Source organism: Serratia sp. BIGb0234, assembly GCF_024809915.1.
GTDB lineage: Bacteria > Pseudomonadota > Gammaproteobacteria > Enterobacterales > Enterobacteriaceae > Serratia > Serratia liquefaciens.
Genome location: NZ_JANUEI010000003.1, coordinates 77158 through 102978, shown reverse-complemented (window position 1 = coordinate 102978; position 25821 = coordinate 77158). Strand labels below are relative to the sequence as shown.

General features: G+C 55.0%; 23 protein-coding genes. 9 read left to right on the top strand and 14 right to left on the bottom strand.

Translation table 11 applies throughout. The features are described from left to right. Window positions 1–8: 8 nt before the first annotated feature. Entirely contained in the window at window positions 9–500 is a 492-nt protein-coding gene (locus tag M2407_RS13315) for a transcription termination/antitermination NusG family protein (RefSeq protein WP_122080325.1), read from the bottom strand. A 953-nt stretch (window positions 501–1453) separates the two neighbouring features. Here M2407_RS13315 and lpxP point away from each other — a divergent pair. The 4 genes from lpxP (at window position 1454) to M2407_RS13295 (ending at window position 8000) form a co-directional block, all read left to right on the top strand. Further along, window positions 1454–2374 carry a kdo(2)-lipid IV(A) palmitoleoyltransferase gene (gene lpxP, locus M2407_RS13310; RefSeq protein WP_122080326.1) on the top strand — a complete coding sequence of 307 codons (921 nt, stop codon included), beginning with the start codon at window positions 1454–1456 and terminating at the stop codon, window positions 2372–2374. Window positions 2375–2647: 273 nt separating this feature from the next. Next, window positions 2648–3343, top strand: a complete 696-nt coding sequence (locus tag M2407_RS13305; protein ID WP_259218597.1) for a CTP synthase — start codon at window positions 2648–2650, stop codon at window positions 3341–3343. Window positions 3344–4054: 711 nt separating this feature from the next. Then, window positions 4055–7546: an amino acid adenylation domain-containing protein gene (locus M2407_RS13300; protein ID WP_259218396.1), complete on the top strand. Its 3492-nt coding sequence runs from the start codon at window positions 4055–4057 to the stop codon at window positions 7544–7546. A gap of 1 nt (window position 7547) precedes the next feature. Further along, window positions 7548–8000: a hypothetical protein gene (locus M2407_RS13295; protein ID WP_259218395.1), complete on the top strand. Its 453-nt coding sequence runs from the start codon at window positions 7548–7550 to the stop codon at window positions 7998–8000. Window positions 8001–8033: 33 nt separating this feature from the next. On the opposite strand, the gene M2407_RS13290 is transcribed toward M2407_RS13295, so the two are convergent. Both M2407_RS13290 and M2407_RS13285 read right to left on the bottom strand, forming a co-directional pair. Then, the gene (locus tag M2407_RS13290) at window positions 8034–8723 is read right to left on the bottom strand and encodes an LrgB family protein (RefSeq protein WP_020837140.1); all 690 of its coding nucleotides are present in this window, start codon (window positions 8721–8723) and stop codon (window positions 8034–8036) included. Beyond that, complete coding sequence (locus M2407_RS13285; protein ID WP_115060649.1) at window positions 8716–9138, bottom strand: CidA/LrgA family protein; 423 nt, start codon at window positions 9136–9138, stop codon at window positions 8716–8718. Before M2407_RS13285 ends, M2407_RS13290 begins: the two co-directional genes overlap by 8 nt. Window positions 9139–9276: 138 nt before the next feature. Here M2407_RS13285 and M2407_RS13280 point away from each other — a divergent pair, with 138 nt between their 5' ends. After that, window positions 9277–10179: a LysR family transcriptional regulator gene (locus M2407_RS13280; RefSeq protein WP_020837142.1), complete on the top strand. Its 903-nt coding sequence runs from the start codon at window positions 9277–9279 to the stop codon at window positions 10177–10179. A gap of 175 nt (window positions 10180–10354) precedes the next feature. Here the strand turns inward: M2407_RS13280 and M2407_RS13275 are convergent, their stop codons facing one another. The 4 genes from M2407_RS13275 to M2407_RS13260 all read right to left on the bottom strand — a co-directional run bounded on the left by M2407_RS13275 (window position 10355) and on the right by M2407_RS13260 (window position 15011). Next, complete coding sequence (locus M2407_RS13275; RefSeq protein ID WP_020837143.1) at window positions 10355–12004, bottom strand: Na+/H+ antiporter; 1650 nt, start codon at window positions 12002–12004, stop codon at window positions 10355–10357. A gap of 185 nt (window positions 12005–12189) precedes the next feature. Further along, a complete protein-coding gene (locus M2407_RS13270; RefSeq protein WP_198640223.1) occupies window positions 12190–13551 on the bottom strand; it encodes an NCS2 family permease in 1362 nt (453 codons plus the stop codon). Window positions 13552–13887: 336 nt separating this feature from the next. Then, on the bottom strand, window positions 13888–14295 hold the full coding sequence (locus M2407_RS13265; RefSeq protein ID WP_020837145.1) for a VOC family protein: 408 nt from the start codon (window positions 14293–14295) through the stop codon (window positions 13888–13890). A gap of 47 nt (window positions 14296–14342) precedes the next feature. Further along, window positions 14343–15011, bottom strand: coding sequence for a glutathione S-transferase family protein (locus tag M2407_RS13260; protein WP_020837146.1), 669 nt, complete (start codon window positions 15009–15011; stop codon window positions 14343–14345). A 231-nt stretch (window positions 15012–15242) separates the two neighbouring features. Here M2407_RS13260 and bhsA point away from each other — a divergent pair, with 231 nt between their 5' ends. Beyond that, on the top strand, window positions 15243–15503 hold the full coding sequence (bhsA, locus tag M2407_RS13255) for a multiple stress resistance protein BhsA (protein WP_259218393.1): 261 nt from the start codon (window positions 15243–15245) through the stop codon (window positions 15501–15503). Between the two features lie 56 nt (window positions 15504–15559). On the opposite strand, the gene M2407_RS13250 is transcribed toward bhsA, so the two are convergent. Beyond that, the gene (locus tag M2407_RS13250; RefSeq protein ID WP_259218392.1) at window positions 15560–16477 is read right to left on the bottom strand and encodes a LysR family transcriptional regulator; all 918 of its coding nucleotides are present in this window, start codon (window positions 16475–16477) and stop codon (window positions 15560–15562) included. 128 nt (window positions 16478–16605) lie between these two features. On the opposite strand from M2407_RS13250, the gene M2407_RS13245 reads away from it, so the two are divergent. Continuing rightward, window positions 16606–17355 carry a 3-oxoacyl-ACP reductase family protein gene (locus tag M2407_RS13245; RefSeq protein WP_046372533.1) on the top strand — a complete coding sequence of 250 codons (750 nt, stop codon included), beginning with the start codon at window positions 16606–16608 and terminating at the stop codon, window positions 17353–17355. 61 nt (window positions 17356–17416) lie between these two features. Here M2407_RS13245 and ssb1 read toward each other — a convergent pair whose 3' ends face one another. After that, window positions 17417–17953: a single-stranded DNA-binding protein SSB1 gene (gene ssb1, locus M2407_RS13240; RefSeq protein ID WP_020837150.1), complete on the bottom strand. Its 537-nt coding sequence runs from the start codon at window positions 17951–17953 to the stop codon at window positions 17417–17419. A 277-nt stretch (window positions 17954–18230) separates the two neighbouring features. On the opposite strand from ssb1, the gene uvrA reads away from it, so the two are divergent. Next, window positions 18231–21062 (top strand): excinuclease ABC subunit UvrA, encoded by a 2832-nt coding sequence (uvrA, locus tag M2407_RS13235; RefSeq protein WP_259218391.1) that lies wholly within the window; start codon window positions 18231–18233, stop codon window positions 21060–21062. Between the two features lie 224 nt (window positions 21063–21286). After that, entirely contained in the window at window positions 21287–22339 is a 1053-nt protein-coding gene (locus tag M2407_RS13230) for an NAD(P)-dependent alcohol dehydrogenase (protein WP_044553778.1), read from the top strand. A gap of 34 nt (window positions 22340–22373) precedes the next feature. Here the strand turns inward: M2407_RS13230 and maa are convergent, their stop codons facing one another. From maa to M2407_RS13205, 5 genes are all read right to left on the bottom strand, one after another. Then, window positions 22374–22931 carry a maltose O-acetyltransferase gene (maa, locus tag M2407_RS13225; RefSeq protein WP_142816292.1) on the bottom strand — a complete coding sequence of 186 codons (558 nt, stop codon included), beginning with the start codon at window positions 22929–22931 and terminating at the stop codon, window positions 22374–22376. 169 nt (window positions 22932–23100) lie between these two features. Continuing rightward, entirely contained in the window at window positions 23101–23454 is a 354-nt protein-coding gene (locus M2407_RS13220) for an MmcQ/YjbR family DNA-binding protein (RefSeq protein WP_020837154.1), read from the bottom strand. A gap of 4 nt (window positions 23455–23458) precedes the next feature. Continuing rightward, on the bottom strand, window positions 23459–23875 hold the full coding sequence (locus tag M2407_RS13215) for a secondary thiamine-phosphate synthase enzyme YjbQ (RefSeq protein ID WP_017894193.1): 417 nt from the start codon (window positions 23873–23875) through the stop codon (window positions 23459–23461). 126 nt (window positions 23876–24001) lie between these two features. Further along, a complete protein-coding gene (locus tag M2407_RS13210) occupies window positions 24002–25195 on the bottom strand; it encodes an amino acid aminotransferase (protein ID WP_046372530.1) in 1194 nt (397 codons plus the stop codon). A gap of 80 nt (window positions 25196–25275) precedes the next feature. Then, window positions 25276–25743, bottom strand: coding sequence for an Lrp/AsnC family transcriptional regulator (locus M2407_RS13205; protein WP_020837156.1), 468 nt, complete (start codon window positions 25741–25743; stop codon window positions 25276–25278). Window positions 25744–25821: the final 78 nt, after the last annotated feature.

Below are 25821 nucleotides of genomic sequence, written 5' to 3'. Positions count from 1 at the left end.
GAGGTTCATTAACCGCTTGCCAATAAAGCCGTTGGATGTTGTATTGAATAAGAGAGATATTGCAATAATGTTTGTGTTCTAACCTCTGGCTTTTCCACCTTTATTATTTTCTCTATCTCTTTCAACATGCCAGGAGAAACATTTTTACATTCTATATAGCTTAATCTTTCATCCTTATTCTCTAATCGAAAAGAAAGACGTCTGATAGCATCAATAATATTTTGAGGGACGGTGCAAATCTCTCTTCCAAGACGAACAAACCCCTGCACGCTACTTTGCTTAGCAATTAAAGTGGTATGAGTGATCTCTGGTGAGAATCGCACAAATAAATAACCGGGGAACAATGGAGTGGTGTGAGTTCTAAACGAATTTTTCCGATCGGCACGTAATGTTAACCTGGTTTTCATTGGCATATAACATTCAACACCAATACGTTCTATTTCATCAATAACCTTCGCATGTAATCTGGAACGATAGCAAATGAGATACCATGAGTACATTTCTGCCCCTTATTCATTTCATTGCTTGTGATGGAAAACCAATTCATTGCTTATCAGGCGAATGGAAATAGCCATCCGCAGCCATTGTTCTTAGGAACAAAGCTGAATCGGCACATTAGTTTTCATTGATCAGATGGCTATTTTCGCCAGGAAATAATCCCCAGGCGTTATCAGGAATTTGGATAGGGTATTTATCGAGATTGGGTCTAGTCAGAGTACGAGTTGGCGTTTTACCAATGCAGTAGCAGTGAGCGATCCCACTGAGTTTTTGAAAATTTCATTTTGACCACCAGCACTACGCCAAAAACAATATTCCCTCTTGAGATAAAAATCCAGTACAAGAATCCACAGACGCAATTTTACTGGCTGAGAATTTTAAATGGGCATTAAAATAAAATGAAATGTATCACCCTGTATCAAAAAGTTTCCCGCTGATTTTATTTTAATAAAAAAAACAATAAAAACAAAATTTTGAGAAAAGATGACCATTAAAAATCAATAGTACTAACACCTTCTGTTGCAGGGGAAAAAATCCACAAACGCATAATGCATATGAACTGACTTCGCCATGATATAAAACAAAGATCAAACTTTATATCCCACCGTATTTCCGCGCATTTACATGCTTATTTTTTGATCTTCTCTCGCATGTTTTGCACAAAAGCAAACCAACGAAAATGCGTCGTTCTCTTCCCATGGGAATCGGAATATTCGGATCCTCCCCCTGATGTTGTGTGGTAAAATGCCCCGTCTTGGACCGCCTTCGCTGGCCTACAGCCCTCCTCCCGAAGCCTGATAGCAGCGCGAACCGCCCTTCGAGTGTAAAGATTTAGTCAATTATGGAATCTGGCTAAACCATAGTGGTATCTGGGTGTCTGAGTGGTTGTATCGCAATTGAGTGGATCTTTATGCGTTACAGGTTGCTGCCCCCTTAAACGCATAAATGAGTTCATATGAAGCGTCCGCAAAAATTCAAATCGGCCCTGCTGCATCCGCGCTACTGGTTTACCTGGTTCGGCCTGGCCTGCTTATTCCTGTTGGTCCAACTCCCCTACCCGGTGCTGCACAAGCTCGGCGTGTGGATGGGCCGCACCTCGATGCGCTTTCTGAAGCGCCGCGTTTCCATCACCCGCCGCAACCTGGAACTGTGCTTCCCGGATATGGACGAGGCTCAGCGCGAGCGTAAAGTGGTCGGCAACTTCGAATCCCTCGGCATGGGCCTGCTGGAAACCGGCATGGCCTGGTTCTGGTCAGATAAGCGCGTCAAACGTTGGTTCAACGTTTCCGGCATCAACCACCTGAAAATGGCGCAGCAGAACCAGCGCGGTGTGTTGGTGATTGGCGTGCACTTTATGTCGCTGGAGTTGGGTGGCCGTGCCATGGGCCTGTGTCAGCCAATGATGGCGATGTACCGCCCACACAACAATAAAGCGATGGAATGGGCGCAGACCAAAGGTCGCATGCGTTCCAACAAGGCGATGCTCGATCGCAAAGATCTGCGCGGCATGGTTCATGCCCTCAAGCGCGGCGAGGCCGTATGGTTCGCCCCGGATCAAGACTACGGCCCACGCGGTAGCGTGTTCGCTCCACTGTTCGCCGTCGATCAGGCTGCCACCACCAGCGGTACCTTTATGCTGGCGCGCATGGCCAAGCCGGCGCTGGTGCCGGTGGTTCTGATCCGCCGCGAAAAAGGTCGGGGTTATGACCTGCTGATCCAACCGGCGCTGGAAAATTATCCTATCGGCGATGAGATTGCCGCGGCGGCTTACATGAATAAAGTGGTGGAAAAAGAGATCATGCGCGCACCTGAGCAATACATGTGGCTGCATCGTCGCTTTAAAACCCGGCCGGTCGGGGCTCCGTCATTGTACTGAGCCCAAAAACCATATTTATCAGCCCGGCCAATGCCGGGCTTAGTTTAGTGGCAAACACCCGAAAAATGGGATTTTCGGATGTTTGGGGGAAACCGAAGGCATAATCCTTTGTTTTTAACCGAATCATCATCATGATTTTAGTCACACAGAATTCCCTCCACAGTCTGAGCCCGGCCAATGCCGGGCTTTTTTGTGCGCCGGATTTAAAAAATTGCGGATGAGCGCCGATCTTTGCTGTAACCTCCTTTTTTACCCGCACAGGAAAAGGAAATGATGAAAGCTCAAGTCCGTATTGCTCTGGTCGGTGACTACCAACCTCAGGCCATTTCTCACCAGGCCATCCCCATTGCTCTCCAGCTCACCGCCTCCCATCTTAACGTCGACATTCAATCCCACTGGCTGCCCACAGAAACCATTACCGACACGTCGGTTCTGCAGGACTACGATGCCATCTGGGTGGTACCCGGCAGCCCGTATAATCATGACGATGGTGCCTTTATGGCTATCCGCCATGCGCGCGAGCAAAACGTTCCCTTCCTGGGCTCTTGCGGTGGTTTCCAATATGCGATCGTAGAGTACGCCCGTAACGTGATGGGCTGGCACGATGCCGGGCATGCGGAAACCGACAGCGGGGGTCGGTTGGTAATAGCTCCCCTGAGCTGTTCGCTGGTTGAAAAAAGCGGGGTCATTATTTTCCAATCCAATACGCTGGCAGCCCGTGTCTACGGCAAGCTGGAAACGCACGAAGGCTACCACTGCAACTTTGGCGTCAACCCGGAGTTTGTCGCCGACCTGCAACGGCACCCGCTGATAATCAGCGGCCACGACAGTGAAGGTGACGTTCGCTCGGTAGAACTACCGGGACACCGTTTTTACGCTGCCACGCTGTTTCAGTCCGAACGTGCGGCATTGCGAAACGAGCTTTCGCCACTGGTGGTGGAACTGATCAGGACCGCGGCAACGGCCTGATAGCCCCTGGGAGGGTCATGGCATAATGGCCCTCCTTGCCTTAATTCCAAACAGGGCCAGGAAAATAAGATAGCGTAAGCTGGTTTGTGATAAAGAAACTTAATTCATTCCAAATTAATTGTTCCGTCATGCGCATGCCATATTTTCACACGCCGACCCGACAATAATCTGATAATGCTCTTATTTATTACTAAATAATATATCATTAGAAACCCTGCAGTTTGATGCAAAAATTGTACTCGCGGAGAACCTGGCGATAAATCTGAAGTAGCAAGAATAGCAATAAACTATTGTCATTTTTGATAGGAGATCAGAAGTAAATGAAGCCATCATTACAACGACAACATCCCCTCCTAAATTTTTCAGAAAAATAACGCCGACAACAAAATAAAAATAAACCAATTAAAATCAATATATTACATATAAAAAACCCATCAGTACCTCAGAAAGCTCCTTGATAACCCCCTTATTTTTTCTCGTCAAACAATTGAAAATAGCTATTTATATCGTTACTAACGATACACAAAGAAATAAATTAAACACAAAACAATTCAATCACAAACAAATCCAATTTAAATTATTCAAACAAACAATTTAAAATAGTTAATGTGAAATTGGGCGAATTTACCATCACCTCTTATAATGTTCGAGTACTTACCGACTACGCACCTATTTAAGTCGACTCTTTCCTATTTTTATGGAGGTGGTTCCGTGTCCGCTTATTCTCTCACGACGGTACAACAGGCCGTATGGCTCGACCAGACATTAAATCCTGATATTCCTCTCTATAATGTGGGGTGTTTATGGCGAGTGGAGCGGGAGATCTCTTTCCCTCTGTTTAAAGAAGCCATCCAACAGGTTCAGCAACGGCATGATGCATTGCAAACCACCCTGAAGGAAACACCGCAAGGCATCATTCAGCAACCTCTTTCTCAAAGATCCATTGAACTTCACTACACCGACTTTTCGCAGCAAGAAGATGCCGCCAGCCTGGCGCAGAACCATCTGCGTGACATGTTTATCCAACCTTATCAACTCTATGAAGACCTGCTCTGGCGCTGCCATTTAACCAAAATCGATGATTCAACTACGCTATGGTTATTGGCCTCGCACCATCTGATTGCCGATGGCACCTCGATCTCTTTATTAAGCCGTATGATCATGGATCGCTATAAGCAATTAAAAGCTGGGGATAAAAGTGAGGCCAGCAAGTCACACTACGGGGATTTCGTCGTTAGCGATCAGGCTTATCTCCAGTCGTTACGTTATCAACGCGACCGTGACTGGTGGCTGGAACGTTTTGCAACGGCACCAGCTTCTGTGCTGGAGCGGCGACCACATTACACAGAGCAGCAAGCCTATCCCAGCAGTCAAATCATCAAGCGTTTACCGCGTGAACGTTTCCTGCGGTTGGAGCAATATGCAGCTCAGCACGGCGGTTCGGCCATGCATTTTATGGTGGCTCTGTTGGCAAGTTGGTTCGCCCGAATTTGGCAGATGGATAATGTCACCCTGGGCGTCCCGGTGCATAACCGCAGCACTCAGGATCATAAACAAACGCTGGGCATGTTCTCCTCCATGATCCCACTCAATATCGACGTGGATCTGCAGCAGCCCTTTCACCACCTGCTGCGACAAGTGGGCAGCGAGCTGCGCAGATGCTATCGCCACCAGCGCTTTCCCATTGCCGAACTGAACCGTCAGTTGAACCTGCATCAACAGGGAAGACGCCAGGTGTTTGATATCAGCTTTTCGCTTGAGGCCTTCCCAACCGATATCGAGCTGGAGGGAAGCCAGTTCAAGGTAGAAAACATCCATCATGGCTATGAACAGCTGCCATTGGGTATCTATCTGCGCCATTACCACCCGAGTGACGATCCGCTGCTGGAGTTCAACCTCAACCAAGCCTGGTTTAGCGATAAAGACGGTGAACGTATCGCCAGCCGCATCCTGCAAATGCTCGATAGCCTGTTAGAAGGCGATCCTGACCTGCCCCTGGGTCAATTGCCGCTGTTACTGCCCGTTGAACGGCAACAGATTTTTGGCGAATGGAATCATACGCAGCAATCCTGGGCCATGCCGCAGGGCATTCATCAATTTTTAGAGCAACAGGTTCTGCGCACGCCTAACGCCCCGGCACTGTGCTATGAGCAACAACAGGTAAGCTATCTGCAGTTGAATCAGCAGGCGAACCAGTTTGCCAGATTCTTGCGTCAGCAAGGGATACAGCCGGACGATCGCATCGCGGTTTGCGTCAACCGCAGCCCGGAGATGGTGATGGCGCTGTATGCCATTTTAAAATCGGGGGCCGCCTATGTGCCAATCGATCCTGACTACCCGCAGGATCGCTTGCGCCATATGCTGCAGGATTGCGGCGCGAAATTCGTGCTGATTGACGAGGCCGGTGAGCAGGCGCTGCATTCGATCCATGACGTCGTTATTCCGCGTCTGCACCTGCAGCATGATAGTCATCGCTGGCAACAGGGAGCCACGGAAAACCTTGCCCCTTTGGCATCCGATCCGCAACGCAGCCTGGCTTATGTGATTTATACCTCAGGCTCGACAGGAAAACCCAAGGGCGTGATGAATGAACATCGGGGCGTGATCAACCGCCTGCTTTGGACACAGCAAGCCTATCCTCTGACGCATGACGACGTGATACTGCAAAAAACGCCGTTCAGTTTCGACGTTTCAGTTTGGGAATTCTTCTGGCCGCTGATGGTGGGTGCGCAACTGGTCATTGCCAAACCCGGCGGCCATCAGGACCCCGACTATCTGAGCGCCTGCATCGCACAAAACCGCGTCACCACGCTGCATTTTGTCCCTTCGATGCTGCAATTATTCCTGCGGCATGGCGAAATGACACAGTGCGCGTCCCTGCGTCGCATACTCTGCAGCGGCGAAGCCTTGCCCCTGGCGACAGTGCAACGCTGCCTGCAACAGTTGCCTCAGGCGCAATTGTACAACCTCTACGGACCGACGGAGGCCGCAGTGGATGTTTCGAGTTGGCAATGTCTGCCCAATGACGAACGGCCGTTGGTGCCGATCGGCAAACCCATCGCCAATACGCAGCTCCATATTCTGGACCATCAGCTACAGCCGCTGCCACCCGGCGTCGCCGGCGAACTCCATATCGGCGGTATCCAGGTCGCCCGCGGTTACCTTAATCGCCCGGAATTGAACGCCGAGCGTTTTATTGCCGACCCCTTTAGCCCCGAGTCCGATGCACGTTTGTATAAAACCGGCGATCTCGCCCGCTGGCTGCCGGATGGCAACATTGAGTACCTGGGCAGAAATGATTTCCAGGTCAAGATCCATGGGGTACGTATTGAATTGGGTGAAATCGAACAGCAACTGCGGCAGTGCACAGGTGTGGAAGATGCTGCAATACTGGCAAAGGAAGACGGACAGGGCGGAAAACGGCTGATAGCCTACGTGGTGGCACCGGACGAGAATGTCCATTCGACACAGTGGCGTCAGCAGTTGCAACAGCAGTTACCCGATTTTATGGTGCCCTCCAGCTTTGTCAGGCTGAAAGCATTACCCCTCTCGCCTAATGGGAAGCTGGATCGCAAAGCCCTTCCTGCCCCCGCACCGGTTACGCAAGTTTCACTGCGCTATGAAGCGCCCCAAACTGCGTTGGAAAAACAGCTTGCCGAACTCTGGTCCGAACTGCTGGGCGTTGCGCAAATTGGCCTGGACGATGATTTCTTTGAGCTCGGCGGCCACTCGCTGCATGCCATTCAACTGCTGGTCAAACTGAAACGCCGTGGCTACCCGGTGGTGATAAAAACGCTGTTCGCTCATCCGTCGTTACGCGCCCAGGCGCAAGCACTGGCCAGCGAGAAGGACTCTGACATTGATGCACCGATTACGGCAGCACCGCTACAACAGCTGTTGGCGCGACTGAACCAAACCAGCCTGGCCTTCAAGCAGGTACTGCGGCTTAACCGCACCCAGGCCGCCAACGATATCTGGATGGTTCATCCTGCGGTCACCGGCTGCGATATTTACCACGATCTGGCCAGTTCGCTGGAGGGTGAGTTTAACGCCTTTGGCATTAACAATTACAACCTGTTTATGCCAACGCCCATCACGTCATTACGCGAATTGGCATCATATTATCTCGGCCATATGAAACTGGCTCCCAGCCGCCCCGTGCGCCTTTTGGGGTGGTCGCTTAGGGGGGCTGATTGCGCTTGAAATGGCGGCGCAGCTTGAAAGCCGCGGCTTTAGTGACGTGCAGGTCTTCCTGCTGGATACCTTCTACCAAACCGCCTTCCAGCTCCGCAGCGAACCGGGCCTGCTGGCGGCCATGCTGGCGATGCTGGGCATTGATGGCGAGGCCGCCGCCAGAGCGCTACGGGCGGAGCCTACGGAGTTATCTTTGAATAAGGAAAGGCTCAGTGCGCCATTGAGGCACGCACGGATCACGCTATTCAAAGCCACGGAAGACGTGAATTTGAGTATGAACGACCAAGGGGATGGGCGCGAGCTGCTGGCGATTGCCGACAACGGGTTGTCATCCATCAGCCCGTCTTTGCAGATACAGCCTCTGGCTTGTAACCACCACTCTATTATTTTCAGCCATGAGGAAATCGGTCGCGTTCTGCGCGAGTCTACGCGAGCGCCCGCTGCATCGACCGGTATCCGTTAACGTTCCCCCGCCTGCGGCGCTTGTGCCGCAGGCTCACCACATCAGTTGCCCTATCAGTGGGGCGGCAATCACCGTGATAATCCCCGCCAGCATCATCACCAGGCTGGAGACGACGCCTTCTTCCTGCCCCATCTCATAGGCTTTCGCGGTACCGGCGCCGTGCGACGAAGCCCCCAGCCCGGCCCCTTTCGCCAGACTGCTGCGCACTGACAGCCGCAGAAACAGGATGTCCCCCACTGCCATACCGAATACCCCGGTGATCACCACGAACAGCGCCACCAGATCCGGCTGGCCGCCCATCTGTTTGGCGGCCTCCAGCGCAAACGGCGTGGTGATGGATCGCACCGCCAGGCTGCGTTGCACTTCTTCCGGCAAGGTCAGCAGGCGAGCCAGCCACACCGAGCTGTAAACCGCCACCAACACCGCCGTTAGCACCCCGGCGCTGAGCGATAACCAATGGCGACGAATGATATGCAGATTTTCGTAGACCGGCACCGCGAAGGCGATGGTCGCCGGCCCCAATAGCCATAGCAGCCAGTGCGTTTCACCGATGTAGTCCTGGTAGGAAATATGGGTCACCACCAGCAGCAGCACCAGGATCATCGGCGTCAACACCAATGGCATCAACAGCAGGGTACGACGGCGCCGGTAAAGTTTTTTATTGGCGAAGTACAACACCAGGGTTGCCAGAAAGCAGGCGAGGCTAAGGATAAAATCATTCATCGCGTTGTTTACGCCGTTGCAGCCAGACTTCCAGTCTATAGACGCGATCGACCACCAATCCGGTCGCGCCCAGCGTTAGCATGGTGCTGATCGCAATCACCAGGAAAATTTTCCACCCCTCCACCATTAACAGCTGGGCATAGTTCACCACGGCCACCACCGCCGGAACAAAGAACAGCAGCATCTCGGCCAGCAACCAGCGCGAACCGGCCTTGACCCAGTTCAGCGGCAGAATGCGCAACAGGATCAGCGCCAACAACATCAACATGCCAACAATGTTGGCGGGCAGCGGCAGATGGAACTGCTGCACCAATCGGTCGGCAATCAAAAATAACACTGCATATAAAGCAACCTGGATCGGCACCTGCAGCCGGTTCAACAAAGAGGGAGCAGCGTGGCGGAACGCCAATAACATGGGGGAAGGCCTTAAACAAAAAATTCACGGTTTACAGTATACGCAGCCAGGAAACCTCGCCTGAAATGAATTAAAATTATCGACATCATGCCATCAGGGAATAGTTTCCCGACGGTACTTCCCCCAGGAGAATCCAACGTGGATGTCCGCACCCTGCGCTACTTCGTGGAAGTGGTGCGCCAGCAAAGCTTTACCCGCGCGGCGGAGAAACTGTTCGTCACCCAACCGACCATCAGCAAGATGCTGCGCCATTTGGAAGAAGAACTGGAATGCACGCTGCTGATCCGCGAAGGCCGCAAACTGCACCTGACCGACAGCGGGCAAGCGGTATACCAGCGCGGGCTGGCGATCATTGATGAGTTCCGCCAATTGGAGGCGGAGCTGGAAGACATCAGTTCGGTTAAAAAAGGCGTGCTGCGGCTGGGTATTCCCCCCATGGTCGGCCGGCAGATTGCCGATCTGATCCGTCAATTCCGCCAAACCTACCCTGGCATCGAACTGAAAATCTCCGAGCTGGGTGGGCTGTCGGTGGAGCAGGCGGTGATGTCCGGCGAGCTGGATCTGGCGATGACCATACTGCCGGTCGATTCGGATCAACCACTGACCTTCCTGCCGTTACTCGTCCACCCCATGTGCGTGGTTGCGCCGCGTACGCCACACTGGCTTAATCGTACCAGCATCAATATCACCGAGTTGGCTAACTGGCCGATCCTGCTTTATAACGAGGACTTCGCGCTGTACAAAATGCTGATGAAAGCGTTCCGTCAGGCCGGGTTTGAGCCACAGATTGCGGTGCGCAGCGGACAGTGGGATTTTTTGGCTTCGATGGTACAGGCCGGGGTCGGCATCGCCACCCTGCCGGAGCCGGTCTGCCAATGGCTGGATAAGGAAAACCTGATCTGGCTGCCACTGGAACCCCGTATGGAATGGAAAGTCGGGTTGATCTGGCGGCAGGGCAGCTACCTGTCGCACAGTGCACAGGCCTGGATAGCCTGCTGCCGCGACTACTGGCCCGCAGCCAGTACCAGTCACCACAAATAACAAGGGCCGCATATGCGGCCCCAGACTGCTGATAATTCCTTTGTACTTAAAAGTCATGGATTGCGTGCTGATAAAAACAAAGGATGATGTCTTCAGTTTTACCCCAAACACCCGAAAACCACGCTTTTCGGGTGTTTGTCATCAAATCAGGGCCGCATATGCGGCCCCGTGAGTATTATCCTTCTCGCTCTATCAACAGCGCTTCCAGCAGGTCGAGATCGTGCAACAGCTTTTGCAGCGTCTCGTTGCTGATTTTTTGCGTAGCGCGCAGGTGATATAGCTCACCGCGCTCAGCGCGTAGCGCCGTCAGGCGGAAACGACGCTCGAGGTTTTCCAGCATCAGCGCATTCTCGATATCGTCTTTGGTGGTGATACGGCGCCGCAGCGTCCCCACCACTCGCGAACTGATCTCTTTCAGCACCTGCGGATCGAGGTTTTCCTCGGTATCAACCGCCAACCGCTCTTCCATTTTGTTGATGCTTTCGATCGCCACTTCAGCCGCCATGGCGATTGCCATCCGCTCTTCGCTTTTGCTGACGCTCTTATCCGCCACCTGAACGCCGCGCAGCAACAGCGGCAGCGCCAGTACGCCGGCAATCAATGAAAGCAGGATCACCCCAGCGGCGATAAACACCAGTTGGTAACGCGCCGGGAAGGCGGTGCCGTCACTCAGCAACAGTGGAATTGATAGCACACCGGCCAGCGTAATCGCCCCGCGTACCCCGGCAAACGACGCTACCCACAGTTCGCGGGTGGTGTAATCGCCGAACTGCAACGGCCGTTTTTTCATAAAGCGACGGCTGGCGTTTTTCATCAGCCACAGCCAGGTAAAACGCAATACCAGCAGCGCCGCGTAGATAATCGCCACGTCGGCAAACAGGTACCAGGTCTGAATGGTCGGATCCAGCTCCGCCTGCAGGATAGAGGTTTCCAGGATCCCCGGCAGTTGCAGGCCCAACATGATGAACACCATGCCGTTGAACACAAACTCCAGCATCGCCCAGACGCTGTTGGCGCGCAGGCGCATCGCCAGCGGCGCGTTGCGGATCACGCCGGACTGGCTGATGGTCATCCCCGCTGCCACCGCCGCCAGGATGCCGGACACGCCAATGTGTTCGGCAATCAGGTAAGAAGCAAAAGGTAACAGCAGCAGGAAGACTATCTGCGTCGCCGGGTCATCGCCGCTCCAGCGGCTCATGATCCGCAAAGATTTACTGTAGAGCCAGGTGACCGCTACGCCGGCCAGCAGGCCGCCGATCGCCACCTTGAGGAATTCGAGCGTCGCGCCGCCCACGGTAAACACCATGGTGCCCATCGCCACCGCGATAGCGAATTTGAGTGAGACCAGGCCGGACGCGTCGTTCATCAGCGCCTCGCCTTCCAGCACGCCCATGATCGGCTTCGGAATACGCCCTTTACCGACGATGCCGGACAGCGCCACGGCATCCGTTGGCGACAGCACCGCCGCCAGCGCAAACGCCGCCACCAGAGGAATGCCCGGCACCATGGCGTAAATCAGATAACCGACGCCGACCACGGTGATCAGCACCAATACCAGCGCCAGGCCAAGAATTTCACGACCGTGGTGCAAAAACTCCCGCGTCGGGGTTTTCCAGCCATCGGCAAACAGCAGCGGCGGGATAAACAGCACCAGGAACAGTTCAGGGTCAAAGTCGACGTGCAACCCGAAATGCGGCCAGGCCAACAGGGCCCCGATACCGATTTGCATTAACGGCAGCGGCACCTGGAACGGCAACATGCGCGTCACCACCCCGGACAGGGAGACCACCAGGATTAAAATGAGGATTGTAAAAAAGATTTCCATGCTTTCCTTAGACTCTTGGGTTCAGACTACATCTCTGATGTATACCCGATAGTAGATCACTTTTTTTACGGCGGTTAAAGCTTGTTGTGCCTTTCAAAATGCAGCATCGGCAGAAGGAGATTTATCTGAATAGGGTATGAGGGCAAACATCCCCCGCCAGAGCGACGGGGGAAACGACATAGCGGTTAGATTGCCCAGCCGCCGGCATAGAATGCCACCAGCGCCACGGCGATCAGCACGGTACCGATATTCAGCCGACGCCATTCGCCGGAGAAGATGCGGCCAATCACCAATGAGCTGAAGCCCAGCATGATACCGGTGACGATATTGCAGGTCAGCACGATAAACACGGCGCACAGCAGGCCGGACATGGCATCGACAAAATCATTGAAGTCCAGCTTGGTGACGTTGCTCAGCATCAGCAGGCCAACGTACATCAGCGCCGGTGCGGTCGCGTAAACCGGCACCAGATAAGATAACGGCGACAGGAACAGGATCAGCAGGAACAGCAAACCGACTATGGTTGCTGTCAGCCCGGTTTTACCGCCCGCAGCCGTGCCCGCTGCGGATTCTATATACACCGCCGCCGGGGCCGCACCGACCAGACCAGAGAAAATGCTGCTCAGGGAGTCCGAAGTCAGCGCCTTGCCGCCGTTGATGATTTGCCCGTCTTTATCCAGCAGGTTGGCCTGACCGGCCACCGCACGGATAGTACCGGTAGCGTCAAATACCGCGGTCATCACCAGCGCCAGCACGCTCGGCAAGACCACCGGCTGCAATGCGCCCATGATATCCAGGCTGAAAATCAACGAATTGCCGTTGGCATCCGCCAGGCTTGGCATCGCGAATAAGCCCTGGTATTTCACCGCCGGGTCAAACACCAACCCCACCACCGAAATAGTGATGATCACCAGCAGAATACCGCCGGGAACGCGCAGTTTTTCCAGCCCGAAAATCACCGCCAGCCCGAGCAGCGTCATCACTACCGGGAACGAAGTGAATGCGCCCAAAGCCACCGGCAGGCCGTCCAGTGGGTTTTTCACCACCAGGCCAACGCCGTTAGCGGCGATCAGCAACAGGAACAGACCAATACCGATGCCGGTACCATGAGCGACGCCCATCGGCAAATTGCGCAGGATCCAGGCGCGAATACCGGTTACCGAAATAATGGTAAAAAGCACCCCCATCAGGAATACCGCCCCCAACGCCACCGGAATGCTGATGTGTTGGCCCAGCACCAGACTGAACGCCGTGAAAGCGGTCAGGGAAATCGCACAGCCGATGGCCATCGGCAAATTGGCCCATAACCCCATCAGCAACGAACCGAGCCCCGCCACCAGGCAGGTGGCGACAAACACCGCCGTTGGCGGGAAGCCGGCTTTGCCCAGCATGCTCGGCACCACGATCACCGAGTACACCATCGCCAGGAAGGTGGTTAGCCCCGCCACCACTTCCTGACGCACGGTGCTGCCGCGCGCAGAAATATTAAAATAACCATCAAGCCCGCCTTTTGGTTTAACGGCGTTATTCGCTTGAGAATTCGACATGTTGCTGTCCCCTGTGTTTCATTGCCAGCCCGTTTAAAGAGGCTTGTTATTCCGCCCACGCATGTTCATTAGGGTAACGTTTGCTTTTCTGCCCTTTGCTCACGTCGCCAATGGGCGTCGCATCAAAGGCAAACGTTTAACTCACAGTGAATGGTGCGGGTAATTTATGGTGGTTTATTCAAGGCAAACGATTATCCAGCCTTCCATACCGTCTGATCAACCAAAGATCGCGCCAATTTATGCGGAAAAGCACTGGGATCAATCATTATCGAAAATACGGTATTTGTCTCATAGGTAAATCCGATGGGAAGGCCCCCCTTTCGGAGGGCAAAACGACTACTGAGCCTGGGCCGCCTTTTCATCCATGTACATCAGTTCCCAGATGTGTCCGTCCAGATCCTGAAAACCGTGGCCGTACATAAAGCCATAATCCTGCGGCTGGTTATAGGTATTGCCGCCGGCGGCGATCGCTTTGCGCACCAGATCGTCCACCGCTGCCCGATTAGGCTGCGACAGGCATATCAGCACTTCGGTCGCCTTTCTGGCATCGCTGATCGGGTTCGGGGTGAACATTTTGAATTTGTCGTGGGTTAACAGCATCACATAGATGCTGTCGCTGACCACCATGCAGGCGGCGGTGTCATCGGTGAACTGTGGATTAAAGCTGAAACCAAGACGAGTGAAAAACTCGATGGATACGGGCAAATCGCCCACCGGCAGGTTAACAAAAATTTGCGTAGCCATGGGCTACCTCCGACGAAGAGTGACCTCATCGAGTATAGCCCACCCGCTCATTTCAGCAGGTCATAAGGCCCGCCCTGCTCCAGCGCCCGTTGGTAGGCCGGCCGCGCATGGATACGCTGGAGATAGTCGCGTAGCTTTGGACAGCCATCCAATGCGCCACGTGCCGCCATCGCTTCCAGCGGAAAACTCATCTGGATGTCCGCCGCGCTGAATTCATTGCCGACAAACCAGGTGCTTTTGGCCAGGTGCTGTTCAAGATAGTCGCGGTGCGGAGCAATCTGTTTATCCAGATACTCCCGCTGTACGCCTTTGCCAATAGCCCCTGCCACTGGTCGTAACAGCCAGGGAATGGGCGGCTGGCCCAAACGGCTAAACACCAGCTTCATCACTAACAGCGGCATCAGTGACCCTTCGGCATAATGCAGCCAGTAACGATACTGTTGCCGGGCATGATAGTCGGTGGGGATAAACTGCCCCTGCGCATCGTAGGCTTCCTGCAGATATTCAATAATGGCGCCGGACTCCGCCAGCGTCAGATCGCCATCGACAATCACTGGCGACTTGCCGAGCGGATGGATCTTTTTCAACTCCGCAGGCGCCAGCATGGTTTGCGGATCGCGCTGATAGCGCTGCACCTGGTACGGCACTCCCAATTCTTCCAAAAACCACAGGATGCGCTGCGACCGCGAGTTATTTAGATGGTGCACGATAATCATGGGGCTTCTCCACTCTGTTGCCACACCCGTTATATGTCGAGGCTTCTGGTTAAAGGGTAGTGGTGAATTATCCCACCCGCCAACAAGGTCATCTGTCGCTCAAAATTAAATCAATAAATTTGACAGAGATACTCAAAACTCTCCGATTTTCTCTTTGGGCATGACGGCCTATTATCTAACACATCGAGAGACAACAGCCTCTCACCTAAAAAATACCCTGAGGATTGAATCATGAAAAACATCAAATTTTTTGCTACCGCTCTGCTGCTGACTACCGCTTCTTTCGCCAGCATTGCCGCTGACCAACCCGCTAACCAGCCTGCAGCCGGTGCTCAGAAAATCGGTGTGGTGTCCGTGAGCGGCGCTTCTAACCTGAGCACGCTGGAAAATGAACTGGCCAGCAAAGCCGCTGCATCCGGTGCCAGCTCTTACCGCATCATCTCCGCCGGTGGCCAGAACAAACTGTATGGCACCGCAGAAATCTTCAACTGATCGTCAGACAGTAAACTGACGGAAGAAAAAAGCCCCGCAAGGGGCTTTTCTCGTTTCTAGCGAGCATCAAACCTCGCCGCCAGCTTCTGCAGCCGAAATTGTTCGATCATGAAATCAACAAACACTCGGGTTTTGGTCGGCAGGAACTTGGTGGTGGGGAAATACAGGTGCACGCTGCCGCGATCGACATACCAGCCCGACAATACCCGCACCAGTCGACCGCTTTCCAGATAAGGCAAGGCGTTCGGCATGGCGATCAGCGCGATCCCCAACCCCATTTCCGCCGCCTGCGCTGCGGCATCCGGTTCATTTACCGTCATTTTGATTTCCATCGACGGCGCTCGCTGTTCATTCTCCGCATTACGCAGCGGCAGATTACGGATCCGCCCGGTTTGCGGTGAGCGGATAAAAATACCCGCATGATTCATCAACTGTTCCGGCTGCCGGATGGCAGTGTTGCGCTGCAGATACGCTGCAGAAGCCACCAGGACGCCGTGGGCTGGAGCCAGTTCACGGGCAATCATGCCCTGCGCCAATTCGATACCGCCCCCCATAGCGGCATCAAAATGCTCACCAATCAGATCCACTTTGCGGTTGTCGAAATGCCAGTCGGGGACAATTGCCGGGTACCGCTCCAGAAAGTCGGGCAGCATCGGCATGACAAAATGCAGGCCGAACGCCGTCCCCATGCTGACCTTCAGCGTGCCGGCCGCCACGCCGCCGCTGCTGCTTACTCCTTTTAATGCGCACTGGATCGACAACAGGCCGCCGCTGACCTCCTGCAAAAAACGTTCGCCCTCTTCGGTCAGGATCAATTTGCGCGTATTGCGCTGGAAAAGCCTTACCCCGACGATCGTCTCCAGCTTGGTCACGTTCTTCCCGACTGCCGCAGAGCTGATGCCCAGCTTGCGTCCGGCCGCAGAAAAGCTGCCGTTCTCTGCGCTGCAAACAAAACATTCCAGATGGCCAAGCATGGTTGCTCCTGTTGATTTCAAACCCACGGTTTAAGCTGATTATAGCTCTTTGTGGCTAGTGGCGACCCGGCGTTTCCCAGATACTGATCCGGTAGATGTTTAACCTCACCCCACTCTGGAGAAGCACCATGACAACAGCACATCCTCTGCAAAACAAAGTCGCATTTATTCAGGGCGGCTCACGCGGCATTGGTGCCGCCATCGTTAAGCGCCTGGCACGTGAAGGCGCCACCGTAGCCTTCACCTACGTCGCCTCCGCCGAAAAAGCAGACGCCCTGGTGGCCGAAATCAGCGCCACCGGCGGTAAAGCGCTCGCCATCAAGGCCGACAGTGCCGATGCCGCGGCCCTGCAACAAGCGGTACGCCAGGCAGTAAACAGCCTGGGTAATCTGGACATTCTGGTGAACAACGCCGGCGTGCTTGCGATGGGCAGTACCGAAGAGCTGCCGCTGGAAGATCTGGATCGCACCCTGGCTGTCAACGTGCGCAGCGTATTTGTCGCCAGCCAGGAAGCAGCGCGCCATATGAATGACGGTGGCCGAATCATCAATATTGGCAGCACCAACGCTGAACGCATGCCCTTTGCCGGCGGCGCAGTTTATGCCATGAGCAAATCCGCGCTGGTCGGTCTGACCAAAGGCATGGCGCGCGATCTGGGCCCACGCGGCATCACCGTCAATAACGTGCAACCCGGCCCGGTCGATACCGACATGAATCCGGCCAGCGGTGATTTCGCCGAACAGTTAAAAGCCATGATGGCCATTAGCCGTTACGGTAAAGATGAGGAGATCGCCAGCTTTGTCGCTTACCTCGCCGGTCCGGAGGCGGGCTATATCACCGGCGCCAGCCTGAGCATCGACGGCGGTTTTTCGGCTTAAATGTTCTGAAAAGCAAAAAGCCCCGAAAGGGGCTTTTTTTTGGGCTTAAGACAACCTGATATCAGAAAGGAATATCGTCGTCGAAGTCCATTGGCGGTTCATTGCTGCTGGCTGCCGGTGCGTTGTTCTGCGCCGGGCGCGCCTGCTGGCCACCGCTGAACTGGTTGCCGCCTTGTGGCTGCTGAGGTTGACCCCAACCGCCCTGGCCGCCGGAAGCCTGACCACCGCCTGCCGGTGCGCCACCGCCTTGACGGCCGCCCAGCATCTGCATGGTGCCACCAACGTTAACCACAACTTCGGTGGTGTATTTTTCTACGCCAGCCTGATCGGTCCATTTGCGAGTCTGCAGCGCGCCCTCGATGTACACCTGGGAACCTTTACGCAGATATTCGCCCGCCACTTCAGCCAGCTTGCCGAACAGCACAACGCGGTGCCACTCGGTCTTTTCTTTCTGCTCGCCAGTCGCCTTGTCACGCCAGCTTTCGGAGGTTGCCAGCGTAATGTTGGCCACTGCACCGCCATTCGGCATGTAACGGACTTCCGGGTCTTGGCCCAGATTCCCGACCAGAATTACTTTGTTTACGCCTCTGCTGGCCATGAGAACTCTCCTGATGATTGATTTTTACACAGTATAAACGAGTAAGTTTAACACGCTCAGCCTGAAACGACACCCGTGTTGATTACTGCGTGCTGTATTCCGGAATTGTCCTTTCGATCGACCTGTTTGCATTCATATACTGGATATTCATTCAGGTTTTTTTGTGTCATAATTATGCGTTTCGTACTGGCTGTGCCGGTTTTTTGCGCGTTCGATCACATAATCGTGCGTAAATCACCCAGACAGGCGCGGTGTATCATCAAGACGGGAAGTGTAAATGGACAATATCGAAGTTCGTGGTGCTCGAACCCATAATCTCAAAAACATCAACCTGATTATCCCGCGTGACAAGCTGATCGTCGTCACCGGTCTGTCCGGTTCAGGCAAGTCCTCGCTGGCCTTTGATACCCTGTATGCCGAAGGGCAGCGTCGCTACGTCGAATCGCTCTCCGCCTATGCACGCCAGTTCCTTTCGCTGATGGAAAAACCGGACGTCGACCACATTGAAGGTCTGTCACCGGCAATTTCCATCGAGCAGAAATCGACCTCGCATAACCCGCGATCGACGGTCGGCACCATCACCGAGATCCACGATTACCTGCGTCTGCTGTTTGCCCGCGTCGGCGAACCGCGTTGCCCGGATCACCATGTCGAACTGGCGGCGCAGACCGTTAGCCAGATGGTGGATAACGTGCTCAGCCAGCCGGAAGGCAAACGCCTGATGCTGCTGGCCCCGGTGGTAAAAGACCGCAAGGGCGAGCACACCAAAACGCTGGAAAACCTCGCGAGCCAGGGCTATATCCGTGCGCGCATCGACGGCGAAGTGTGCGATCTTTCCGATCCCCCGAAGCTGGAGTTGCAGAAAAAGCACACCATCGAAGTGGTAGTCGATCGCTTTAAAGTGCGTGATGATCTGTCGCAGCGTCTGGCGGAATCCTTCGAGACCGTGCTGGAGCTGTCCGGCGGCACCGCCATTGTGGCTGATATGGACGACGAAAAAGCGGATGAGCTGCTGTTTTCCGCCAACTTCGCCTGCCCTATCTGCGGCTACAGCATGCGCGAACTCGAACCGCGCCTGTTTTCGTTCAACAACCCGGCCGGCGCCTGCCCAACGTGCGACGGTCTGGGCGTACAGCAGTTCTTCGATCCGGAACGCGTAGTGCAAAACCCCGAGCTTTCGCTGGCCGGCGGTGCCATTCGCGGTTGGGATCGTCGCAACTTCTACTACTTCCAGATGCTGCGTTCGCTGGCAGAGCATTACGCGTTTGACGTTGAAGCGCCTTTCAACAGCCTGGACGCCAACGTGCAGAAAGCGGTGCTCAGCGGCTCCGGTAAAGAATCGATCGAATTCAAATACATCAACGATCGCGGTGACACCACCGTGCGCCGCCATCCGTTCGAAGGCGTGCTGCACAACATGGAGCGCCGTTATAAAGAAACCGAATCCAGTGCGGTGCGCGAAGAGCTGGCGAAGTTTATCAGCAACCGTCCTTGCGCCTCGTGCCACGGCACCCGTCTGCGCGAAGAAGCGCGAAACGTGTTCGTTGAAGACACCACGCTGCCGGAAATTTCCGATCTGAGCATCGGCCATGCGATGACCTTCTTCCAGAACATGAAGCTCAGCGGCCAGCGCGCCAAGATCGCCGAGAAAGTGCTGAAAGAGATTGGCGATCGCCTGAAATTCCTGGTGAACGTCGGCCTGAACTACCTGTCGCTGTCGCGTTCGGCGGAAACCCTCTCCGGCGGTGAAGCGCAGCGTATCCGTTTGGCCAGCCAGATTGGCGCCGGCCTGGTGGGCGTGATGTACGTGCTCGATGAGCCGTCAATCGGCCTGCATCAGCGCGACAACGAACGCCTGCTGGAAACCCTGATCCACCTGCGTAACCTCGGCAATACGGTCATCGTGGTGGAACATGACGAAGACGCCATCCGCGCCGCCGACCATGTGATCGACATCGGTCCCGGTGCCGGCGTGCACGGCGGTCAGGTAGTGGCGGAAGGCACCGTCGAAGACATCATGGCGCAGCCTGAGTCCTTGACCGGCCAGTTCCTCAGCGGCAAACGCGAGATTGCCATTCCGGAACAGCGCGTACCAGCGGACCCGACCAAGGTGCTGAAACTGAGCGGTGCTCGCGGTAACAACCTGAAGGACGTGACGCTGACGCTGCCGGTGGGGCTATTTACCTGCATTACCGGGGTATCCGGCTCCGGCAAATCCACGCTGATCAACGACACGCTGTTCCCGATCGCCCAGCGCCAGCTCAACGGTGCCACTATCGCCGAACCGGCGCCGTTCCGCGAAGTGACCGGTCTGGAGCACTTCGACAAGGTGATCGACATCGATCAAAGCCCGATCGGGCGCACTCCGCGTTCCAACCCGGCGACCTACACCGGCATCTTCACTCCGGTGCGTGAGCTGTTCGCCGGCGTGCCGGAATCGCGCAGTCGCGGTTACAACCCGGGCCGCTTCAGCTTTAACGTCAAGGGCGGCCGCTGCGAAGCCTGCCAGGGTGACGGTGTGATCAAGGTGGAAATGCACTTCCTGCCGGACATCTATGTGCCGTGCGACCAGTGCAAAGGCAAACGCTATAACCGCGAAACGCTGGAAGTGAAGTACAAAGGCAAAAGCATCCACGAAGTGCTGGAGATGACCATCGAAGAGGCTCGTGATTTCTTCGACGCGGTACCGGCATTGGCGCGTAAGTTGCAAACCTTGATTGAAGTCGGCCTGTCTTACATCCGTCTCGGCCAGTCGGCGACCACGCTGTCCGGCGGGGAAGCGCAGCGCGTCAAGCTGGCTCGTGAGCTGTCAAAACGCGGTACCGGTCAAACGCTGTACATCCTGGATGAGCCGACCACCGGGCTGCACTTCGCCGATATTCAGCAACTGCTGGCGGTGCTGCATCAACTGCGCGATCAGGGCAATACCATCGTGGTGATTGAGCACAACCTGGACGTGATTAAAACCGCGGACTGGATTGTCGACCTGGGGCCGGAAGGCGGCAGCGGCGGCGGTGAGATCCTGGTTGCCGGCACGCCGGAAACCGTGGCTAATTGCGAAACGTCGCACACCGCGCGCTTCCTTAAGCCGTTACTGAAGAAGAAATAATCCCCTGCCAGGCGGGCCGTTACTGTAGCGGCCCGCACGCTTACCCGTTTCGGTCAAATTGAACAGAAACAGGCAAGATTTAGACATTTTCAGGCATTTCCCTCCCCGCTCTCAGCTTTTATCATCAATGTTCCCTCTGTGGCCCTTTGCCGTACTCAGGCCACGTCCACCGGCACCCTACTGCCGGAAGCCGTTCCCCCCATACACTGATGACTGGAGTTACCATGAACATTACGCACGCCTATGCCGCGCATGACGCCAAATCAGCGTTAGTTCCTTTTGATTACACGCCGCGCACCTTGCGCGACCACGATGTGCAAATCAAGGTTCTGTTCTGTGGCGTCTGCCATTCGGATTTACACCAGGCCCGCAACGAATGGAGCAACACCCTTTTTCCGGTGGTTCCCGGCCACGAAATTGTGGGGCGCGTGAGCGCCGTCGGCAACCATGTGTCACGCTATCAGGTCGGTGATTTGGTCGGGGTGGGCTGTATGGTGGACTCCTGCCGCAGCTGTCCGAGCTGTGACGAGGGTCTGGAGCAATATTGTGAAAATGGGTTTACCGGCACCTATAACGGTGAGGATCGACAAACCGGCGCCACCACCTACGGCGGCTACTCCACCGATATGGTGGTAGATCAGGACTTTGTACTTCGCGTACCGGAAAACCTCGATCCTGCCGGTGTCGCCCCCTTACTGTGCGCCGGTATCACCACCTATTCCCCGCTGCGTCAATGGGGCGCCGGTCCGGGTAAAAAGGTGGGCATCGTCGGTCTCGGCGGGCTGGGGCACATGGGCGTTAAACTGGCCCGGGCGATGGGAGCGCATGTGGTGCTGTTCACGACTTCAGCGTCCAAAGTCGAAGATGCCAAACGCCTCGGCGCTCACGAAGTGGTGATCTCACGCAATCCGGAAGAGATGGCGCAGCACACCAACAGTTTCGATTTTATTCTTAACACGGTGGCGGCCCAGCACGATCTGAACCCGTTCCTCAATCTGCTGCGCCGTGACGGCACCCTGACGCTGGTTGGCGCACCGGAGCATGACCACCCGTCACCGCAGGTGTTTAACCTGATCATGAAGCGTCGTCGCATCGCCGGTTCACTGATTGGCGGCATTGCAGAAACCCAGGAGATGCTGGATTTCTGCGGCCAGCACGGCATTACCTCGGATATCGAACTGATCCCGATGCAGCAAATCAATGAAGCCTTCGAGCGGATGCTGAAAAGCGACGTGAAATATCGCTTCGTGGTGGATATCGACTCTTTGCGAGCCTAAGCCTCTCGGGCGCCCACAGCGGCGCCCGATTTTCTTACAGCTGCTTTATCACTCGCGCCGGATTGCCGCCGACCACGCAGTTCGCAGGCACGTCCTTGGTCACCACCGCACCGGACGCCACCACCACGTTATCCCCCAGTGTAACGCCGGGATTAATCACCGCACGACCGCCAATCCACACATTATTGCCAATGCGCACCGGCTTGCCGAACTCCGCCCCGCCCACGCGGGTTTCCGCATCCAGCGGATGGGTGGCGGTATAAATATGCACTCCAGGCGCCAGCAGGCAGTTATCACCGATATGCACTTCGCATACGTCGAGGATCACGCAGTCAAAATTGGCGTAGAAATTCTTCCCCAGATAGATGTTGTAGCCGTAATCGCAGCGAAACGTCGGCTCGATAGTGCCCCCCTGATACTGGCCCAGCAGCTCCGCCAATCCCTGTTTACGCAGGTCGCTCTCATCCGGTGACGAATGGTTGTAGCGGTGGATCAATTGGCGTGCGCGCTTGCGCTCGCTGCGCAGCAGTTCGTCGCCGGCGTCGTACAATTCACCGGCAATCATTTTGCGTTTTTCTTCACTCATCGCCATCTCGCGGCATCCTTTGGTATTTCGGCTTATTGATTAAAAAGCCTAGTCTTTCCTCATCAACAATAAAACGGGAACGTTCCCAATATCGAATCGCGATCACAGTTTGGCGGAAAAACAGAAGAAATAAACGAAGGACTCAGGCAGGCGCTACACCTGCCGTTATCTATGGTTAGGCTCGCAATTCCTGGCGCACATGGTCGGGTAACCCTTCCAGCACCAGCTGATAGGAACTGTCGATCAACGTATAGAACTGCGAGTTCGGCAGATTGCCATCAAGAAAGACCGTATTCCAGTGTGCCTTGTTCAGTCCGACGCAGGGGACGATCTCCGGGTGATGCTCCCGTAGGCTTTCCGCCAGTTCCGGGCTGGATTTTACCGCCAGCGCAGGTCGCCCCTGTACCTCGCACACCATGGCGAACATAACGTCGCCGACTTTGATCTGGCTGGCCTGCCACTGGTTCTGGTCGCTCTGTTCCGCGCCCGGCTTCGCCATGCAGTATTCCAGCAGTGCTGTGTTATTCATTGGGTTATTCCCCCTGTAACGTGGCCACAACCCGGCGTGAACCGCCGTGGATGCGGTGCTCCCCCAGCCAAATTCCCTGCCATGTGCCCAGCATCAGCCGCCCGTGACCGACAGGCAGCGTCAACGACGTGCCCAACAGAGAGGATTTGATGTGCGCCGGCATGTCGTCCGGCCCTTCGTAGTCATGCTGATAGGGTGCGTTCTCTGGCACCTGACGCAGGAAATGCTGCTCCATGTCGGCTCGCACCGTAGGATCGCAATTCTCGTTCAGCGTCAGCGAGGCCGAGGTATGCTGCAATAACAGATGCAGCAGGCCAGTTTGCAGGCGGTGTAAGTGGGTTAGCTGGTCAGTAATCTCTTCGGTAACCAGATGAAAACCACGCGCTTTTGCGCTGAGGATTAGCGTTTGCTGATGCCACATAAGTGAGCGCCCCTCAATCAGTATATTCTCTCTCCAGTTTGCGGCAACTCTGGCGGCAAACCGACAACAAAAAAGGAGCGATATCGCTATCGCTCCCTGGCTAACGTCAGTTTACCCTAACAGCTTTTACTGCACGGCAGCAAACGCCTCGGCTACCTGATGCACGTTGTGGTGGTTCAGGCCAGCCATGCAAACGCGTCCGCTGTGGATCAGGTACACGCCGAACTCTTCACGCAGGCGATCAACCTGTGCGGCGCTGAAGCCGGTGTAGCTGAACATGCCGCGCTGTGCCAGCAGATAATCGAAGTTCCGTTGCGGCAGGGCGATTTTCAGCGCTTCCACCAGCGTCTTGCGCATCTCGAGAATACGGGTGCGCATGGTTTCCACTTCGGCCAACCACTGGGCTTTCAGCTGCGTGTCGTTCAGCACCTTCGCCACCACCTGCGCACCGAAGTTCGGCGGGCTGGAGTAGTTGCGACGCACCGTGGCCTTCAGTTGCCCCAACACGCGTCCGGCCGCTTCTTCGCTTTCACACACCACAGACAGGCCGCCGACGCGTTCGCCGTACAGCGAGAAAATTTTCGAGAAGGAATTGCTCACCAGGCATGGCAAACCGGCCGCAGCAATAGTGCGGATAGCGTAGGCATCATCGGCAATGCCGCCGCCGAAGCCCTGATAAGCGATATCGAGGAACGGGATCAGTTCACGCTCGGCGATCACTTTGACCACTTCATCCCACTGAGTGTGGGTCAGGTCGGAACCTGTCGGGTTATGGCAGCACGGGTGCAGCAATGCGATGCTGTGCTTCGGCAGCTGTTTCAACGCGCTCAGCATGGCGTCAAATTTCACGCCCAGGCTTTCGCTGTCGAAATACGGATAGGTGTTCACTTTGAACCCAGCGCCGCCAAAGATGGCAACGTGGTTTTCCCAGGTCGGATCGCTGACCCACACCTGCGAATCCGGGAAGTAGCTTTTCAGGAAGTCGGCACCGACTTTCAGCGCGCCGGAACCGCCCACGGTTTGAATGGTGGCGATGCGCCCTTGCTGCAGCATCGGGTGTTCGGCACCGAACAGCAAATGTTGGATCGCCGTGCGGTAAGGCAGAAGACCTTCCATCGGTAGGTACACCGATGCCCCATGATCCACACTGTTCAGCTGCGCTTCTGCCGCAGCAACCGCTTTCATCTGCGGGATAATGCCCTGCTCATCATAGTAAAGGCCGATACTCAGGTTAACCTTGTGCGCACGTGAGTCTTTTTTGAATTTTTCCATCAGCGACAGGATCGGGTCACCTGCGTAGGCATCAACATTCTGGAACACGGATTATTCTCCTGGATTATGGTGAGTAGGCACAGCGTTACGCTCCTAATATAGACGGAAAAGGCCGTTCAGTTTGAGCTTTATCTCGCAACCGGCAACAAACCATTTTCCTTGATTCGGTTGAGCACCACCGCCGTTTTGATATGCGCCACGCTTTTGTGGCGGGACAGCGTCTGGCTGATCAAATCGTCCAGTGCCGGCAGGTCCGCCACCGCAACCTTCAGCAGATAATCAGCATCGCCGGTGGTTTTGTAAGCGTCAAGAATGGCGTCCACTTCTTCCAGCATCTGATGGAAACTGTCGATCTGCTCCTGAGCATGGTGGGTCAGGCTCACTTCTATCAGGCCAACCAACCCTAGCCCGACGGCCTCCGGTGCCAGTCGCGCGTGGTAACCGCGGATCAGTTGCGCCTGTTCCAGGCTGATACGCCGCCGCGAACACTGGGATGCCGACAGCCCCACCAGATCGCTCAGTTCCTGATTGGTCAGACGGCCATTGGCCTGTAACAGCGTCAGGATTTTCATATCAAAATCGTCAATGTTGTACATAGCCACCTGTAAACTGTGTTAATAAATGTTGACGTTACAGCCTATCAGTTTTTTGACTGTGGATACCCTTCCCGCGCC